General features: G+C 74.8%; 12 protein-coding genes and 1 tRNA gene. 6 read left to right on the top strand and 7 right to left on the bottom strand.

Annotated elements, in window-relative coordinates:
* Positions 1 to 21 precede the first annotated feature (21 nt).
* From OOK31_RS07350 to OOK31_RS07340, 3 genes are read right to left on the bottom strand one after another with little or no spacing between them, the layout of a single operon-like run.
* Positions 22 to 1,530 carry a class I adenylate-forming enzyme family protein gene (locus OOK31_RS07350; RefSeq protein ID WP_267011515.1) on the bottom strand — a complete coding sequence of 503 codons (1,509 nt, stop codon included), beginning with the start codon at positions 1,528 to 1,530 and terminating at the stop codon, positions 22 to 24.
* Complete coding sequence (locus tag OOK31_RS07345) at positions 1,530 to 2,273, bottom strand: glycosyltransferase family 2 protein (RefSeq protein WP_267011514.1); 744 nt, start codon at positions 2,271 to 2,273, stop codon at positions 1,530 to 1,532. Before OOK31_RS07345 ends, OOK31_RS07350 begins: the two co-directional genes overlap by 1 nt.
* Complete coding sequence (locus OOK31_RS07340; protein ID WP_267011513.1) at positions 2,270 to 3,304, bottom strand: 3-oxoacyl-ACP synthase III family protein; 1,035 nt, start codon at positions 3,302 to 3,304, stop codon at positions 2,270 to 2,272. Before OOK31_RS07340 ends, OOK31_RS07345 begins: the two co-directional genes overlap by 4 nt.
* Positions 3,305 to 3,489: 185 nt before the next feature.
* Here OOK31_RS07340 and OOK31_RS07335 point away from each other — a divergent pair, with 185 nt between their 5' ends.
* Positions 3,490 to 4,977 carry a hypothetical protein gene (locus tag OOK31_RS07335; RefSeq protein WP_267011512.1) on the top strand — a complete coding sequence of 496 codons (1,488 nt, stop codon included), beginning with the start codon at positions 3,490 to 3,492 and terminating at the stop codon, positions 4,975 to 4,977.
* Between the two features lie 159 nt (positions 4,978 to 5,136).
* Here the strand turns inward: OOK31_RS07335 and OOK31_RS07330 are convergent, their stop codons facing one another.
* Positions 5,137 to 7,338 (bottom strand): GTPase-associated protein 1-related protein, encoded by a 2,202-nt coding sequence (locus OOK31_RS07330; protein WP_267011511.1) that lies wholly within the window; start codon positions 7,336 to 7,338, stop codon positions 5,137 to 5,139.
* A 361-nt stretch (positions 7,339 to 7,699) separates the two neighbouring features.
* Between OOK31_RS07330 and OOK31_RS07325 the strand changes: the two genes are divergently transcribed.
* Positions 7,700 to 9,760, top strand: a complete 2,061-nt coding sequence (locus tag OOK31_RS07325; protein ID WP_267011510.1) for a phosphocholine-specific phospholipase C — start codon at positions 7,700 to 7,702, stop codon at positions 9,758 to 9,760.
* 149 nt (positions 9,761 to 9,909) lie between these two features.
* On the top strand, positions 9,910 to 10,665 hold the full coding sequence (locus OOK31_RS07320; protein WP_267011509.1) for an alpha/beta fold hydrolase: 756 nt from the start codon (positions 9,910 to 9,912) through the stop codon (positions 10,663 to 10,665).
* 50 nt (positions 10,666 to 10,715) lie between these two features.
* On the opposite strand, the gene OOK31_RS07315 is transcribed toward OOK31_RS07320, so the two are convergent.
* Together OOK31_RS07315 and OOK31_RS07310 are read right to left on the bottom strand one after the other, a co-directional pair.
* Positions 10,716 to 10,788: transfer RNA gene (locus tag OOK31_RS07315), tRNA-His, on the bottom strand.
* 50 nt (positions 10,789 to 10,838) lie between these two features.
* Entirely contained in the window at positions 10,839 to 11,597 is a 759-nt protein-coding gene (locus tag OOK31_RS07310) for a hypothetical protein (RefSeq protein WP_267011508.1), read from the bottom strand.
* Between the two features lie 94 nt (positions 11,598 to 11,691).
* Here OOK31_RS07310 and OOK31_RS07305 point away from each other — a divergent pair, with 94 nt between their 5' ends.
* On the top strand, positions 11,692 to 12,546 hold the full coding sequence (locus OOK31_RS07305) for a LysR family transcriptional regulator (protein WP_267011507.1): 855 nt from the start codon (positions 11,692 to 11,694) through the stop codon (positions 12,544 to 12,546).
* Positions 12,536 to 13,699: an aminopeptidase P family protein gene (locus OOK31_RS07300; RefSeq protein ID WP_267011506.1), complete on the top strand. Its 1,164-nt coding sequence runs from the start codon at positions 12,536 to 12,538 to the stop codon at positions 13,697 to 13,699. Before OOK31_RS07305 ends, OOK31_RS07300 begins: the two co-directional genes overlap by 11 nt.
* A gap of 16 nt (positions 13,700 to 13,715) precedes the next feature.
* On the opposite strand, the gene treZ is transcribed toward OOK31_RS07300, so the two are convergent.
* Positions 13,716 to 15,476 carry a malto-oligosyltrehalose trehalohydrolase gene (gene treZ / locus OOK31_RS07295; protein ID WP_267011505.1) on the bottom strand — a complete coding sequence of 587 codons (1,761 nt, stop codon included), beginning with the start codon at positions 15,474 to 15,476 and terminating at the stop codon, positions 13,716 to 13,718.
* Between the two features lie 110 nt (positions 15,477 to 15,586).
* On the opposite strand from treZ, the gene OOK31_RS07290 reads away from it, so the two are divergent.
* Complete coding sequence (locus tag OOK31_RS07290; RefSeq protein WP_267011504.1) at positions 15,587 to 16,150, top strand: DUF1707 and FHA domain-containing protein; 564 nt, start codon at positions 15,587 to 15,589, stop codon at positions 16,148 to 16,150.
* Positions 16,151 to 16,209 lie beyond the last annotated feature (59 nt).

Raw genomic sequence — 16,209 nt, 5'->3', positions numbered from 1 at the left:
GCGGGTGGCCCCGGGCCCGGGTCACCGGGTGCCTGCCTGCGCGGCGGCCGCCGCCAGGCGCCGGGCCGCGAGCGCGGACACCGCCGCCCGGTCCGGTTTGCGCGAACGCCCCGACAGCGGGATCCGCGCGAACACCAGGGCGTCCGGCCGGGCCGTGCCCATCGCCCGCAACGGCTCCGACAGGGCCGCCCGCAGCGCCGGTTCGGCCACCCCGGGCCGCGCCTGGACCACCGCCACCAGCCGCTCGTCCCCGTCGCCCGCCGGGATCCCGACGAGCACACCCAGCTCCACCCCCGGCACCTGCAGGGCCGGCTCGTACAGCCCCGGGTAGATGTTCTCCGCCCGCCGCAGCACCATGTCCTTGCACCGCCCTTCCAGCACGATCCGCCCCGACCCGTCCAGCCGCGCCCGGTCCCCCGTACGCACCCACGGATCGGGTTCCTCGCCGAGGTAGCGGTCCCGGGCCGCCGGACCGGCCAGCAGCAGCTGCCCGTCCGCGTCCCGGACCGCCCGCACCCCGGGCAGCGGGGCGCCGGCCAGGTCCCCGGCCCCGTCGAAGGCGGCCTTCTCCCGGGACTCCACCGCCGCCGCCGGGAACAGCTCGGTCAGGGCGTACACCCCCCACGCCTCCTCCGCGCCCGCCTCCCGGACCCGCCCCAGCAGAGCGGCGCTCGCGGGCGCCGAACCCGTCCACACCCGGCCCGTGAAACGGGCCCCCGCGCCCAGCGCGTCCCGCAGCTGCGGCGGGGTGAGGTAGGTGTCCCGCGGCCGCAGCCGCGCCAGCTGCCGGGCCAGCACCCCGGGGGAGCGGGCCGGCAGGGCGACGGGCGCCCCGCGCGTCAGGGCGGGCACCAGCACGAAGAAGGTGCCGCCCAGCACCGGTTCACCGGCCCCGCCGCCCGGGCCGCCGTCGAACAGCCCGGCCACCGTCCCCATCCCGGCGGCCAGCCCCGCCCGGGTGTGCACCACCGCCCGGGGCCGCGAGGTGGTCCCGGAGGTGAACACGATCACCGCGTCCGCGTCCTGCGGCCCCGCGTACACCGGAACCCCCACCCGCGGAGCCCCCGCCTCCAGCGCCGGCGCGCACCCCGGCAGCCGGGGCCCGACGGTGGCCACCGGCCCCAGCCCCGCCAGCTCCGGCAGTTCCAGCGCCGCCCGGCGGGCCAGCGGCCGCGCCCAGCCCGCGACCGCCTGCGCGGCGGCGTCCGCGAGCACCAGCGCCGGCCGGGCCAGCGCCAGGCGCGCCCGCAGCACCTCGGCCCCGGCCCCCGGGTCCAGCACGGCCCCGCGCAGCCCCAGCCGCCACAGCGCGAGCAGCACCGCCAGCGCACGCGGCCCGGGCCGCACCGCCACCCCGACGGTGTCCCCGGCGCGCAGTCCGCGCGCGTGCAGGGCGGCGGCGTACGCGTCCGCCAGAGCGGCGAGTTCACCCCGGGTGGCCCGCACCCGGGCCCTGCCCGTACGGGTCGCGGACAGCACGGCGGGCCGCTCCGGCCGGGCGCGCAGGGAGTGGTCGAGTCGGTCCAGCATCAGCGGGGGTCCGTTCCGAGCGCACCGCTGCCCTGGTCGAGGTACCAGCGGGCCGTCCCCGCGATGCCGTAGGCCCGCAGCCGGCGCGTGGAGTTCTCCACGACCATGCCCCGGCAGCGGCTGATCCGGTCGGTGTGGCGGCGTACCGCGTTCAGGAACAGCCGGTCCGTCGGCGAGGGGCGCCGCGGCATCCCGCCCACGGCCAGGTACAGATCCGCGGTGATCGCCATGTTGTTGCCCGCGTGCATCCGGTACGGGGCCCGGTAGCCGTGGCGCCGCGCGTGCTCCGGCCGCAGCCGGCCGAAGAGCGCCGCGAGCGCGACCAGCCCCGCGAAACCGGCCCGCCCCAGCGGCCCGTGCTCGTCGCGCCGCGCCGTGACCCGCCCGCACACCAGACCCGGACGGGCCAGCAGCGCGGCCCGCGCCGCGCCCGCCCAGCCGGGCAGGGGCAGGCAGTCGGCGTCCGTACGGGCCAGCAGGGTCGCGCCCCGGGTGATGGCGTACCGGAAACCGGTGTCCACGGCCGAGCCGACCCCCTTCTCGGGCTCCTCGATCACCTCCATCGGGAACGGCGCGTCCACCGCGAACCGCCGGGCGATGCCCGCCGTGCCGTCCGCCGAGGCGTTGTCGACGACCAGCAGGGTGAACTCCCGGTCCCGCTGCGCCGACAGCGCCCGCAAGGTGTCCGCGAGCCGCGCCTCCTCGTCGTGCGCGGGCACCACCACCCACATCCGGCCGCTCACGACTTCTCCCAGACCATCGTCATGATGCTGATGCCGCCGCCGAGACCCACGAACAACACCCGTTCCCCCGGCGCGAGTTCCCCGAAGATCCGGTCCAGCTGCACCCCGATGCTCGCGCTCGCCACATTGCCCAGCTCCGGCACCGTCACCACCAGCTTCCCGGCCGGCACCCCCGTCAGCTCCGCGAACCGCTCCAGGTACGGCACCGTCACCTGGTGCACCAGCACCTTCGCGAAACCGTCCCAGTCCATGCCCGTCCGGTGCAGCGTCCGGTCGACGACCGCCGTCCCCACCTTCTCGAACACCCCGCGCAGCTCGTGCCCGTCACCCCGGAAGTACGTGTACGCGTCCCCGCGCGGGTGCCGCGACCCGCCACCCGGGATGCCCCCGACCTCCCAGTGCTCCGAGTGCGTCTCACCGTCCACGTCCAGGATCCCGCCGCGCTCCACGGCCTCCACGACCACCGCCGCCCCGGCGTCGCCGAACGTGTAGCCCGCGAAGGCGGCCCGGAACTCGGCGAGGTCCGCCGGGGCGGTGCGCACCGCCCGGCTGGGCGTCTCCCCGGTGACCACGAGCGCCCGCCTGGCCCGGCCCGCCAGGACCATGCTCCGGGCCAGGTCGATGCCGTTGACGAAGCTGTTGCAGGCGTTGGTGACGTCGAGGGCGTACGCCTTCGAGCCCAGCTCCGCCTGCACGATGTGCGCCGTGGCCGGCTCGACCATGTCGCGCGAGGCCGACGCGAACACCAGCAGGTCCACGTCGAGCGGGTCGAGCCCCGCCGAGTCCAGCGCCCGCCGGGCCGCACCCACCGCGAGCGTGGACGCGTACACCCCCTCGGCCGCGACCCGGCGGGAGACGATCCCGGTCGCCTGCGTCAGGATCCGCGGCGGCAGGGCCAGGCCGCTGCGCCGGTTCACCTCCCGCTGGAGGTCGTCCGAGGACAGGACGTCCTCGGGCAGCAGGCTGCCGACGGCGGTTATCCCCGCCCGCACGGCCCGCGCTGGCTGTGGAACACACGACTGAATGAGCATGCCCCCACGATGACGACCGGAGGGCGCCCGGTCCTGAGTACGGATGCTCAGATCCGGTGCGGGGGCCCGCTGAGTAGGACCCCCGCGTTCCACCTCAGGCCGGCAGCGACACCGGCCGCCAACCCCACGACAGAGCAAGGGAGTTGTCCGTATCGTGGGTCGACCACCACGGGGGAGGCAGCAGGATGACGGCAGACCGGGAATTACCCACCCTCTTCCAGTACGGGGAGGAGTGGACGAGCCGCTGGCTCAGCGCGTCCGCGCACCTGGACGAGGAGTTCGCCCGCGCGACGGCGGTCGAACTCACCGAGGACCGGATCAAGGCACTCGGCCCGTCGCTCGGCGTCGACCTCGTCGCCGTGGCCCGGCACACCCGCCTCGCGGTGCGCCGCACGAACCTCCGCGACGGCCTGCTCGCCGTCCTGTTCGCCGCCGGGGCGGGCTGCCTGGCCCTGATGGTCCACGGGGTCCAGGCCGGACGGCCCGAAGTGCTCGGGCGGTCCCTGCTCGGCCTCGTCGGGGCGTTCGCCGCCTCCTGGGGGCTGGTGCTGGTGGCCGAACACCGGGCCCGCGTCCTGGCGTTGAAGGTGATCGCGCAGGGCGGACCGCCGCCCGAGGAGCTCGCCCCGCCCCTCGACCCGGGCCTGGAGGAGCGGCTGCGCGAACAGGAACGGGCCAACGTGGCCCCGTACCACGAGGACGCCGAACGGACGAACCCCTTCGTCGGCAGCGGCGAACGCTTCCAGGAGCAGGTCTGGCACCCCATCGACATCAGCACGCCCGCCGACGCCCCCGACGGGGGCGGGAAACTGAGCATCATCCCCTTCGACGTGCTCGACCTGCACGCCTTCGTCGAACGGGAGATGGGCAACATCGCCGGACTGGAAGGGCTGCGGGCCGCCCACCGGCTGTACGTGCGCGGCCCCATGACCCTGCACGCCGGCAAGGACCTGCTCCCCGACCGGCTGAGACCGCCCCGCGCCGTGATCCCGGAGGACATGGTGCAGGCCGGCCTGGCCCGGCCCGGACTCGGCATGCGCACGTACCTGTGCCTGGAGCGGGTCGGCGACAGCGGCCGCGTCATCGTCTGCATGCACCTGCGTGCGCGTCTTCAGCACCCCAGCCTGACCTGGGAGGTGGCCGGCTACGTGGTTCCGCCGCTGCGCGACACCTTCATGCGGGTACGGACCCTGCGGCTCGACCCCTTCGGCCACTGGTGGACCCTGTTCACCTCCACCACGGGCGCGTTCCTGCCCCTGCTGTGCAAGGTGCCCGCCAGGCTGCTGCGCCGGCTCCGGGACAACTTCCTGCGCCGGTGGGACCTGTGGTACGCGCGCTGGGTCATCGGCAAGCGCCACGTCGAGTACGACTACGGCGCCACCGGAAGCATCCGGGCGGAGGCGGCCGTGGAGCTGGAGCACATCGAGTTCTCCGACAGCACCGACGCGCTGGACTTCCTCCAGCGGCTCGAGCGGGGTGTGCTCACGGCGACCGGACAGTTCCTCGAGGCCCACCACGTGGACACCAGATCCTTCGAGCAGGCGCAGCAGGCCATCACCCACAACAACTACAACTTCCATGGGTCCATCAACGGCCCCGGCATCTATGGGGACCGCGGAACCCTTCACCTGCCCGGCGGCGGTGCGCCGCCGGGCCGCCTTCTCGGGGGCTGACGGCTTCTTGTGGGGCGAGGTCGGGGACGGGGTGGGGTGCCGTCCGGGATGGGCATGATTTATGGCGCCCCTTCCGGAGCTGCCGTTGGTGGCGGGGTACCGCGCGCCAACACATCACGTTTTACATCCCGGACGACACCCCACCCCGTCCCCGACCCCTCACGTGTGTGGTCCCCGGCCCCGGTCCGTTGTGGTGCCGGTGAGTCGGGCGCGGAGTCTGGTGGTGAGGGGTGGGCGCCGCCAGGTGCGGAACTCTTCCGCCCGGCGTTCGTCAATGGCCGCCAACTCCCGCTCGATGGTGGCGAGGTCTTGTGGCTTGAGGGTTCGTGCGATGGGCGCCAGTACTTTGTTGAGCAGGTCTGTACGGGCCTCGCGCCAGACCGGGCCCGCCTGCGGTTGGGCGGACCAGTCGGCGTAGCGTTCCGCCAGGTAGCGCGGGTCCTCGCGCAGCCGCGACTTCACCGACTCGGTATGGGCGGCGCGCCGGTACGCGGCCACGAGCTCGGCGTCCCCGCTCTCGATCAGGGCTCGGAGCGCTCCCTCGTGCCGGTCCGGCCCGAGCAGCCACCGCGCCACCGCCGCGTGCGCCCGGTCCAGGGCCCCCGCCCCGGGTGCCAGGACGCCCAGTTCCACGACCCTTCGCACGACGTCCGTGCCGGGTTCGGTTGGTTGGCCGGGGCGCAGGGTCCAGGCGAGTTCCCAGAGGAGGAGGGGTGGGCGCAGGGGGTCGGGGAGGTCCGTGCCGAAGTGGCGGAGCAGGCGGGGGGCGAGTTCCGCCGCTGCCGGGTCGGCGGCCGGGGCGGTGGCCACCGCTCGGGCCAGCAGCTCCCAGGTGCCGGACTCCCGGTGTACGTCGGGGCCCGTCTCGGCGAGGAGCAGCCCGGCTTCGGCGGCCTCCGGCGGGTTCCCGCCCCAGACGAGGCGCATCGCCGTGCGCAGCACCAGTGGCTCCGCGTACAGGGACACGCCCGAGGCCCTGAGGAGGGCGTGCAGGGTCCCGACCCGGTCCGGTTCGGGCTGTTCGGTCTCGGTTTCGGCGGCCCGCGCGCACATGCGCAGGTGGGGGGTGGTCTCCGCCGCCCCCAGGCGCAGTCCCGTCCGGGCGAAGAGTCGGACGCCGGCGGCCGGATCGCCCGCCGCGAGGGCGTCCAGCCGGTCGAGTACGAGGGCCCGCAGCACCGGAAGCCCCGCAAGCGCGTCCCGCGTCACCGGCCCGTACGCCCCGTCCGGATCGCTGACCAGGGCCAGCGCGAGCCGCCGCGCCACCTCCGGCAGCTGCCCGGTGACGTCCACCCCGAGGGCGGCGGCCACCCCGGCCAGGCGGGCCGGTTCCTGCTCCGGGTCCGTCAGCGCCGCCCGCAGGCCGGGACCCAGCTCCTCGGCGAGCCCGCGCCGGGCTCCGGCGTCGAGGGCCTCGCGGTGGGCGGCGGCCCAGTCCGCGGCCGCGGTCCGGGCATCCGGGTCCAGGGTGATCCCGGACATCAGCGCGAGCGCGGCCAGCGGGCCCGCCTCGTAGGGTTCCCCGGGCAGCCGGCGCACCCGGGCGAAGAGCTCCGCGCGCCCGGCCAGCCAGACCAGTGCGGCCGTCCGCGCCCACGGTCCCGGGTCCGGGCCGGGCCCGGGGGTGGGCGTGGTCCCGTAGAGGCGGAAGCCGTGTTCCGGGCCGGTCAGGCCGTCGGCCTCCTCGGGGAGTACGCCGACCAGCTGCTGCCGGGCGCGCCCGGGCCGCCGTGTGTACGTCGTGAAGGTGAGCCACTGCGCCCGCCGGTGCGGCAGCACGCTGCACGCGAGCATCACCCAGTGGGCCACCGCCCCGCTGTCCGCCTCGACCAGTGCGATCCGCGGCGCGCCCGGATCCTCCGCGAGCCGCCGTACGTCGGTGAAGAACCCGGCCAGCGACGGCCCCCGCGCGGCGACGAACTCCGCCAGCGCGGCCCGGTCGTGCGGTCCCGGGGCGGGGATCCGCTCCAGCGGCGGGGGCGGCCCGCCGGCCGGGGTCCGTGCGGCCCACTCGGGGGAGCGCCACGCGGTGACGGGCAGGGCGCCCCGGGCCGGTCCGGCGTCGGCGGACCCCGGCAGGTGGACGGCGTGCGCGTGGAAGGCACCCGTCCGCGCGTAGGCGGACCGGGCCAGCAGCCGGCTGCCGTCGGAGAGCAGGCTCAGGCTCAACGCCTCCGGGAAGCGGGCCAGTTCCTCCGCCGTCGGACGCTCCGGCGCCCCGCGCGGCCGCTCGTACGCGATCAGCTGCTCGGCCTCGCCCAGCAGGGCGGACGGCACGCCGGCGGTGACGGCGGTGAAGCGGAACCCGGGCCCGGACGGCCCCGAGGGTTCCCAGGCGTAGTGCAGCTGCGGCAGGCTCACGGGCACGCTCCGGCCAACTGGCTCACGTACGGGGTCTGTTGCGGGGCGCATGCTTCGCCGTACCGTTCCCCCGACCGCACACCGGGCAGGCCGGACGGCCCGAGGGCGGCATGCCCAGACTCGGTCCCCGTCATACGCTCTGCGCCCCCCGTGCAGTGTGCAGGAGGTCATTGCAGCAGATCCGAGGCCCGTTCGGGAGGGTTTCCGGACCGGAGGGGCCAGGACCGACCGGGTTCCGGCGGGGCTGTTCGTTCGTCCGCTGTACGGCCCCACGTCAGACGGGGATCTCCGTCCGGTACCCCGGGACCGCTGTTCTTGGGGCGCCCCTCGACTCCCCCCTCACCCCCAGAGGTCGTCACCCATGGCTGAACTCAACCGACGCAGGTTCCTCCAGATCGCGGGCGGAACCGCCGCGGCCACGATGCTGAACGAGAGCATCGCGCGTGCCGCCGCCATCCCGGCGCAGGGCACCACGGGAACCATCCAGGACATCGAGCACATCGTCGTCCTCATGCAGGAGAACCGGTCCTTCGACCAGTACTTCGGCGCGATGAAGGGCGTCCGCGGCTTCGGCGACCCGCGGCCCGTGCTCCAGGACAACGGCAAGTCGGTCTTCTACCAGTCCAACGGCACGAAGGACGTCCTCCCCTTCAACCCGCAGGTGAACGACCTCGGCATGCAGTTCGTCGAGGGCCTCAACCACGACTGGGCGGGCGGCCACCAGGCGTACAACAACGGCAAGTACGACAAGTGGGTCCCGGCGAAGACCGCCACCACCATGTCGTACATGACCCGGAACGACATCCCGTTCCACTACGCCCTCGCCGACGCCTTCACCGTCTGCGACGCCTACCACTGCTCCTTCATCGGCGCCACCGACCCCAACCGCTACTACATGTGGACGGGTCACACGGGCAACGACGGCACCGGCGGCGGCCCCGTCCTCGGCAACCAGGAGGCCGGCTACGGCTGGAAGACCTACCCCGAGCGCCTGGAGGCGGCCGGGGTCTCCTGGAAGATCTACCAGGACATAGGTGACGGCCTGAACGCCGCCGGCTCCTGGGGCTGGATCAGCGACGCCTTCCGAGGCAACTACGGCGACAACTCGCTCCTGTACTTCAACACCTACCGCAACGCCCAGCCCGGCAGCGCCCTGTACGAGAAGGCGCGCACCGGCACCAACGCCAAGGCGGGCGACGGCTACTTCGACAAGCTGCGCGCCGACGTGGTGAACGGCACCCTGCCGCAGGTCTCCTGGATCGCCGCCCCGGAGGCCTTCAGCGAGCACCCGAACTGGCCCGTCAACTTCGGCGCCTGGTACATCTCCCAGGTCCTGGACGCGCTCACCGCCAACCCGGCGGTGTGGGCGAAGACGGCCTTCTTCATCACCTACGACGAGAACGACGGCTTCTTCGACCACGTCGTCCCGCCGTACCCGCCGGCCTCCTCGGCCTGGGGCCTGTCGACCGCGGACGTCACCCGCGACCTCTACGCCGGTGGCGGCGGCTACGCGGCCGGCCCCTACGGCCTGGGCCCGCGCGTCCCGATGATCGTGGTCTCGCCGTGGAGCAAGGGCGGCTACGTCTGCTCCGAGACCTTCGACCACACCTCGGTGATCCGCTTCATGGAGAAGCGCTTCGGGGTGCAGGAGCCCAACATCTCGCCGTGGCGCCGCGCCGTCTGCGGGGACCTGACCTCGGCCTTCGACTTCAGCCAGGCGGACGCCACCCCGGCGGCCCTGCCCTCCACGGCCGGGTACATCCCGCCGGACCACAACGCCCACCCCTCCTACCACCCGGTCCCCCCGGCGACGGGCACCCTGCCCAAGCAGGAGGCGGGCACGAAGCCGACGCGCGCGCTGGGCTACGCCCCGTACGTGGACGGCAAGGCCGCGGTCTCCACGGGCAAGTTCACCCTGACCTTCTCCTCCGGCCCCTCCCTCGGCGCCCACTTCCACAGCACCTCGGGCAACCGTACGGACGGCCCCTGGCCCTACACCGTCGAGGCGGGCAAGACCCTCTCGGACACCTGGAGCACCTCCAGCTCCACCGGCAACAAGATCGACCTCACCGTCTGGGGGCCGAACGGCTTCCTGCGCACCTGGAAGGGCCCGGCCAAGAAGGCCGGCCCCGAGGTCACGGCCCGCCACGACGCGGCCACCGGGAACCTGCTGCTGACCCTCACCAACTCCGGCTCGGCGGCGGTCAACCTCACGGTGACCAACACCTACGGCGGCGCCCCGCAGACCTTCAAGGTCAACGCCGGTGCCACGGTCTCCCACACGGTGGACCTGCGCACCACGGGCCGCTGGTACGACGTCAAGGCCGTCTCCGACGCGGACAGCACCTTCCTGCGCCGCTTCGCCGGCCACGTGGAAACGGGCACCCCGGGCGTCTCGGACCCGGCGATCAAGACCGTCTGAGCCTTCACCGCAGGGGTGAACCGCCCCGCCCGGCCGCCCGCGAGGTCAACGCTCGACCTCGCGGGCGGCCGCGGGCGGTATGACGGTAGGCCCGGTGGGCAGAACGTACGGCGTCGGTTTCCGTACGCCCCGCCACCGAGGGAGAACGCATGGCCATCGCCCACCGCAGGATCGGCACCGGACCCGTCCGCGTCATCGTGCTGCACGACTGGTTCGGCACCTGTGCCAACTGGGGCTCCGTGCTGGAGTACCTGGACCCGGAGGGGTTCTCGTACGCCTTCCTCGACTACCGGGGCTACGGCGAGCGCCGGGACGTGCCCGGCCGCTACAGCCTCCCCGAGATCGCCGACGACGTCCTCGAACTCGCCGACCAGCTCGGCTGGGACACCTTCTCCCTGCTCGGCCACTCCATGGGCGGCAAGGCCGTCCAGCAGGTCCTCGCCCGCGCCCCCGAGCGGATCGAGAAGCTGATCGGCCTCACCCCGGTCCCCGCCGCCCCGTACGAGATGGACGAGCAGACCCACTCCCTCTTCTACGGCGCCGCCGCGGACCCGGAGAAGCGCCGGATCATCCTCGACCTGGTCACCGGCAACCGGGCGAGCCGGCACTGGCTGGACCGGATGGTGGCGCACTCCCTCGCCGTCTCCCGCCCCGAGGCCTTCGCCGGCTACCTCGCGAGCTGGCAGCCGCTGGACCTGTCCTCCGCGGTGAAGGGCAGCACCGTACCCGTGCTCGTCCTGGTGGGGGAGTACGACCTGGCGCTCACGGCCGAGGTGATGCGCGCCACCTGGCAGACCTGGTACGCGAACTGCCGGATCCACACGATCCCCGGCGCCGGCCACTACCCGCCCCACGAGACCCCGGTGGCCTTCGCGACCGAGGTGGAGGCCTTCCTCCGGGACTGAAACGCCTGTGGGGGTACGAGGAGAACCTCGTACCCCCACAGGGTCGACAGGGTGAGTGACGGGACTTGAACCCGCGGCCACCTGGACCACAACCAGGTGCTCTACCAACTGAGCTACACCCACCACGAAGGGCGGCGGACCACCCGTTCGTCGTGCACGCACAGCATAGCTGATCAGGAGGGGGGTCCCGCGACGGGATATCCGGCGGCCCGCTGGACGGCGGACGCGGCGAAGGCCCGGACCACCGGGTGCGGCTTCGTCCCGTCACCGGCGAGCTCCGGCTGGAAGAGCGTCGCGAGGAAGAAGGGGTGCCCGGGAAGCTCCACGACGCGCACCGCGCCGTCCTCGTCGTGCCCCGACAGCCGCAGCCCGTGCGCGGCGAGCACGGGCAGGTGGCGGGGCGAGGGCCCGTAGGCGCAGTGGTAGCGCTCCACGGACCGCTCCGCGCCGAGCGCCGCCTCGGCGAGCGAGCCCGGCTCGGTCCGTACGAGTCCCTCGTGCCCGACGAGCGAACAGGCCAGCGGGACGATCAGCGGGTCCGCCGCGCCCGGGTCGTCCTCGGCGTGCGGCGCGTCCGTCAGCCCGCACACGGTGCGGGCGTACTCCAGCAGGGCGTGCTGGAAGCCGCCGCAGGTCCCGAGGAAGGGGATGCCCTCCTCGCGGGCCACGCGGATCGCGGCCAGTGCTCCGTCCGCGTCGGCGTACGGGGAGCCGGGCAGCACCCACACGCCGTCGAAGCGGGCGAGGGTCCCCGAGGCGGCCGCCGCCCGTGCCTCGCCGGTCGGGATCCAGTAGGCGTCGAGGACCAGCCCGTCGCGGGCGGCCAGCGCGTCGAGGAGGACCGGGATCCGGGTGTGCGAAGCGACGTGGGGCGAGCGGTCGCCGACGAGGGCGATCCGGGCGACGGGCCGCGGGGCCGGTGAGGTGGTCATGGGGAGCATCCTCGGGCCTCGGGGAGGTTCAGCACCAACGATTGTTCCTGCATCCACCATAAGCAATGCTGATGAGATGCGGGATGCTGGAGGCATGGACCCGCACCTCCTGCGTACCTTCGTCGCCGTCGCCCGCCTCGCCTCCTTCTCCGCCGCCGCCCGCGAGCTCGGCTACACCCAGTCCGCCGTCTCCCAGCACATCGCCGCCCTCGAAGGCGACCTGCGCACCGAGCTGCTCACCCGCCGGCCCGTCGCCCCCACCCCCGCCGGGGACCGGCTGCTGGAGCACGCCGGGCCCCTGCTGCTGCGCCTCGACGCCGCCCGCGCCGACGTCCTGCGCCTGGCCGCCGCCCCGCCCGCCCGGCTCACCCTCGCCGCGTCCCCCCTCGCCGTCGGCCCCCGGCTGCTCGAGGCCCTGCCCGCCACCGGGGTCACCCTGCGCGTCCTGCCCCCGGCCGAGGTGCCCGCCGCCGTCGCCGCCGGGGACTGCGACCTCGGGCTCGTCGACGGCCCGGCCTCGCCCAGCGACCCGCTCCGGCTGCCCGACGTGGCCCCGCTGACCGTGACCGGGCTGGGCGAGGAGGAGCTCGCCGTGCTGTTCCCCGCCGGGCACCCCTTCGCCGGGCGGGCCGCCGTCCGGCTGGACGACCTCACCGACGCCCGCTGGCTCGACGCCCCCGGCGTGGGACTGCCGCTCACCGCCGCCCGCGCCGCCGTCCGCTACGAGGGCACCGACGTCCGCGCCCTGTGCGCCCTCGCCGCGGCCGGCCACGGCCTCGTCCTGCTGCCGCGCCGCGTGGCCGAGGCCGCCGGCGCCGGATCCGCCGTCCCGCTGGCCGCCGTCCCGCGCCTGGTGCACCGTACGGAACTGCTCGCGCCCGGCAGTTCGTCCGGCGCGGCCGCTGCGCTCGCCGCACGGCTCGCGGCAGGATCCCCGTATGACTCCTGAGCCCACTGCCGAGCCCACGCCTGAGCCCGCGTACGCCGACCCCGCGCCCTTCACGGCCGCCGACTACGCCGCCCGGATGGCCGCCGCCGCGCAGAGCGCCGCCGACGCGGGCCTCGCCGGCCTGCTGATCTCCCCCGGCCCCGACCTGGTCCACCTCACCGGCTACCGCCCCACCGCCGAGACCGAGCGGCTGACCCTGCTCGTCCTCGCCGCCGGCCAGGACCCGGTGCTGGTCGTCCCCGCGCTGGAGGCCCCCGACGCCGCGAAGGCGCCCGGCGCGGGCGCCCTGACCCTGCGCGACTGGACCGACGGGAAGAACCCGTACGGGATCACCGCCCCGCTCCTCGACGTCACCGGCCGCTTCGGCGTCAGCGACAACACCTGGGCCCTGCACCTCCTGGGCCTCCAGCGGGAGTTGCCCACCACCTCCTACGCCCCGCTCACCGACGCCCTGCCCATGCTCCGCGCCGTCAAGGACGCCCGCGAACTGGCCCGCCTCGCCGCCGCCGGGGCCGCCGCCGACGCCGCCTACGCGCAGATCCTGCACGTCCCCTTCGCCGGCCGCCGCGAGAGCGAGGTCGCCGACGACCTGGCCGGGCTGCTGCGCGTGCACGGCCACTCCCAGGTCGACTTCACCGTCGTCGGCTCCGGCCCCAACGGCGCCAACCCGCACCACGAGGCCGGGGAGCGCGTCATCCGCCACGGCGACATGGTCGTCCTCGACTTCGGCGGCCTCAAGGACGGCTACGGGTCCGACATCTCCCGCACCGTCCACGTCGGCGAGCCCACCCCCGAGGAACAGCGCGTCCACGACATCGTCCGCGAGGCCCAGCAGGCCGGGGTGGCGGCCGTCCGCCCCGGCGCGGGCTGCCAGGACGTGGACCGGGCGGCCCGCGCGGTGATCACCGAGTTCGGCTACGGCGACCGCTTCATCCACCGCACCGGCCACGGCATCGGCGTCACCACGCACGAACCCCCGTACATGGTCGAGGGGGAGGAGCAGCCCCTCGTCCCCGGCATGTGCTTCTCCGTGGAGCCCGGCGTCTACCTGCCCGGCCGGTTCGGCGTCCGGATCGAGGACATCGTCACCGTCACCGAGGACGGCGGGCGCCGCCTGAACAACGCCCCGCGCGAGCTGGCGGTCGTGGAGTAGCCCGCCCGCCGCCCGTCTACGGACCCAGGACCACCGCCGACTCGCCCGGCAGGTGGATCCGCCCGTCAGGACCCGGATGTGCCAGCGGCTCCCAGGCGGCCAGCACCCGTACCCCGTTGCGCCCCAGCGCGATCGTCACCGGCTCCGGAGAGAGGTTGACCGCCACCCGTACGTCGCCCCGCCGGAAGGTCACCCAGCGGCGCTCCTCGTCGTGGGCGACCCGGACCGCCGCCAGGTCCGGGTCGCGCAGGTCCGGCTGGGCGCGGCGCAGCGCCACCAGCGTCCGGTACCAGTCGAGCAGCCGGGCGTGCGGCTGCTGCCCGGGCTCCGACCAGTCCAGGCAGGAGCGGTCCCGGGTCGCCGGGTCCTGCGGGTCCGGGACCTCCTCGGCCTTCCAGCCGTGCGCCGCGAACTCCCGCCGCCGGCCCGTCCGTACCGCCTCGGCGAGCTCCGGGTCGGGATGGTCGGTGAAGTACTGCCAGGGGGTGCCGGCCCCCCACTCCTCGCCCATGAACAGCATCGGTACGAACGGCCCGGTCAGCGCCACCGTCGCCGCGCAGGCCAGCAGCCCGGGGGAGAGGGAGGCGGAGAGCCGGTCGCCCAGCGCCCGGTTGCCGATCTGGTCGTGGGTCTGGGTGTAGCCGAGGAAGCGGTGCGCGGGCGTGCGGCGGCGGTCCACGGGGCGGCCGTGGGTGCGGCCCCGGAAGGAGGACCAGGTGCCGTCGTGGAAGAAGGCCCTGGTCAGGGTCTTGGCGAGGGCGCCGAGCGGAGCCTCGGCGAAGTCGGCGTAGTACCCCTGGGACTCGCCGGTCAGCGCACAGTGCAGGGCGTGGTGGAAGTCGTCGTTCCACTGCGCGTGCAGCCCCAGCCCCCCGGCGGGACGGGCCGTGGTCAGCCGGGGGTCGCACTGGTCGGACTCGGCGATCAGGAACAGCGGCCGGGCGCTCTCCACGGCCAGCGCGTCCACGGCCGCCGCCAGTTCCTCCAGGAAGGTCAGCGCCCGCCCGTCGGCCAGGGCGTGCACGGCGTCCAGCCGCAGCCCGTCGATCCGGTAGTCCCGCAGCCAGGCCAGCGCACTGCCGATCAGGTACGCGCGGACCTCGTCGGAGCCGGGCGCGTCCAGGTTCACCGCCGCGCCCCAGGGCGTGTGGTGGGTGTCCGTGAAGTACGGGCCGAAGGCGGGGAGGTGGTTGCCCCAGGGGCCCAGGTGGTTGTGGACCACGTCCAGCACCACCCCCAGCCCCGCCGCGTGCGCCGCCTCCACGAACCGGGCCAGGCCCGCCGGACCCCCGTACGGCTCGTGCACCGCCCACGGCGCCACCCCGTCGTAGCCCCAGCCGTGCCGGCCCGGGAAGGGGCAGACCGGCATCAGCTCCACGTGCGTGACCCCGAGCGAGGACAGGTGGGGCAGGCGCGCGGCCGCCGCGTCGAAGGTGCCCTCGGGGGTGAACGTGCCGATGTGCAGCTCGTACAGCACCGCGTCCTGGAGCGGGGTGCGCGGCGCCGGGGCGGTCGGGGCGTCGGGGGCCAGGAGTTCGAGGTCGACCACGGCCGACAGGCCCGCGGGCCCGTCCGGCAGCCGCCGCCCGCGCGGGTCCGGGCGCAGCACCGGATCGTCGCCCAGCTGGAAGCCGTACCGGTCGCCGTCGCGCGCCGGGGCCTCTACGGTCCACCAGCCCTGGCGGTCCGGTCCCGGATCCGGTGTCATCTCGTAGGCGGTGTCGTCCAGTCGCATGGCGACCCGACCTGTCAGCGGTGCCCAGACCTCGAACTGCACGGACGGTCCCCTCGTCTCCGGCGGTGTCCAGCATGCGTATCGTGCCCATCATTCCGGGCCGGGCGGGGGAGTTCTGGACACTCCGCACCCGACGGGCCGACAATCACCCTGTGACGTCGAGTTTCGAGTTCTCCGCCTATCCCGCCCCGCGGCTCTCCGACGCGGAGCGCGACCGGGCGCTGGGCCAGCTCAGAGAGGGTGCGGCCCTCGGCAGGCTCTCGCACGACACCTTCCTGCGCCGGATGGAACTCGCGCTGGTCGCCCGTCGCTCCGAGGACCTCGCCGTGCTCCTCGCCGACCTCCAGACGCGGGAGCCCGCCGAAGGCCCCTGGACGGGTCGGCTGTTCGGCTGGGTGGGACGGGCCTCCGCCGTGTCCGCCGGGGTCCGGCGCGCCTGGCAGACGCAGCGGCTGCCCGCGCTGCTGTTCCCGCCGCCGGGCTCGGGCCCGCTGCGGATCGGCCGCGACCCCGGCAACGGGCTGCGGCTGAGCCACGACACGGTCTCGCGGGCGCACGCCGAGCTGAGCCTGCGCGACGGGACCTGGATCCTCACCGACCTCGGCTCGACCAACGGCACCACCGTCAACGGCCGCCGCGTGACCGGCTCGGCGGTGGTCCGGGACGGCGACCAGGTCGGCTTCGGGCGGATGGCCTTCCGGCTCTCGGCGTACTGAGACCACGGCGGGCGGGCCCGTTCCCGCCTTCGCGGCGGGGCCCGGCAGGCCGCAGGATG

Origin of the sequence: Streptomyces sp. NBC_00249 (assembly GCF_026342355.1) — a bacterium.
Lineage (GTDB): Bacteria > Actinomycetota > Actinomycetes > Streptomycetales > Streptomycetaceae > Streptomyces.
Note: the sequence above shows the minus strand (reverse complement) of the source record. Positions and strands in the feature narration are given on the sequence as shown.

Coding starts and splice junctions, on each gene's coding strand:
- OOK31_RS07325 (WP_267011510.1), top strand. CDS start 7,700: ATGGCTGAACTCAACCGACGCAGGTTCCTCCAGATCGCGGGCGGAACC.
- OOK31_RS07340 (WP_267011513.1), bottom strand. CDS start 3,304: ATGCTCATTCAGTCGTGTGTTCCACAGCCAGCGCGGGCCGTGCGGGCG.
- OOK31_RS07310 (WP_267011508.1), bottom strand. CDS start 11,597: ATGACCACCTCACCGGCCCCGCGGCCCGTCGCCCGGATCGCCCTCGTC.
- OOK31_RS07350 (WP_267011515.1), bottom strand. CDS start 1,530: ATGCTGGACCGACTCGACCACTCCCTGCGCGCCCGGCCGGAGCGGCCC.
- OOK31_RS07335 (WP_267011512.1), top strand. CDS start 3,490: ATGACGGCAGACCGGGAATTACCCACCCTCTTCCAGTACGGGGAGGAG.
- OOK31_RS07305 (WP_267011507.1), top strand. CDS start 11,692: ATGGACCCGCACCTCCTGCGTACCTTCGTCGCCGTCGCCCGCCTCGCC.
- OOK31_RS07300 (WP_267011506.1), top strand. CDS start 12,536: ATGACTCCTGAGCCCACTGCCGAGCCCACGCCTGAGCCCGCGTACGCC.
- OOK31_RS07320 (WP_267011509.1), top strand. CDS start 9,910: ATGGCCATCGCCCACCGCAGGATCGGCACCGGACCCGTCCGCGTCATC.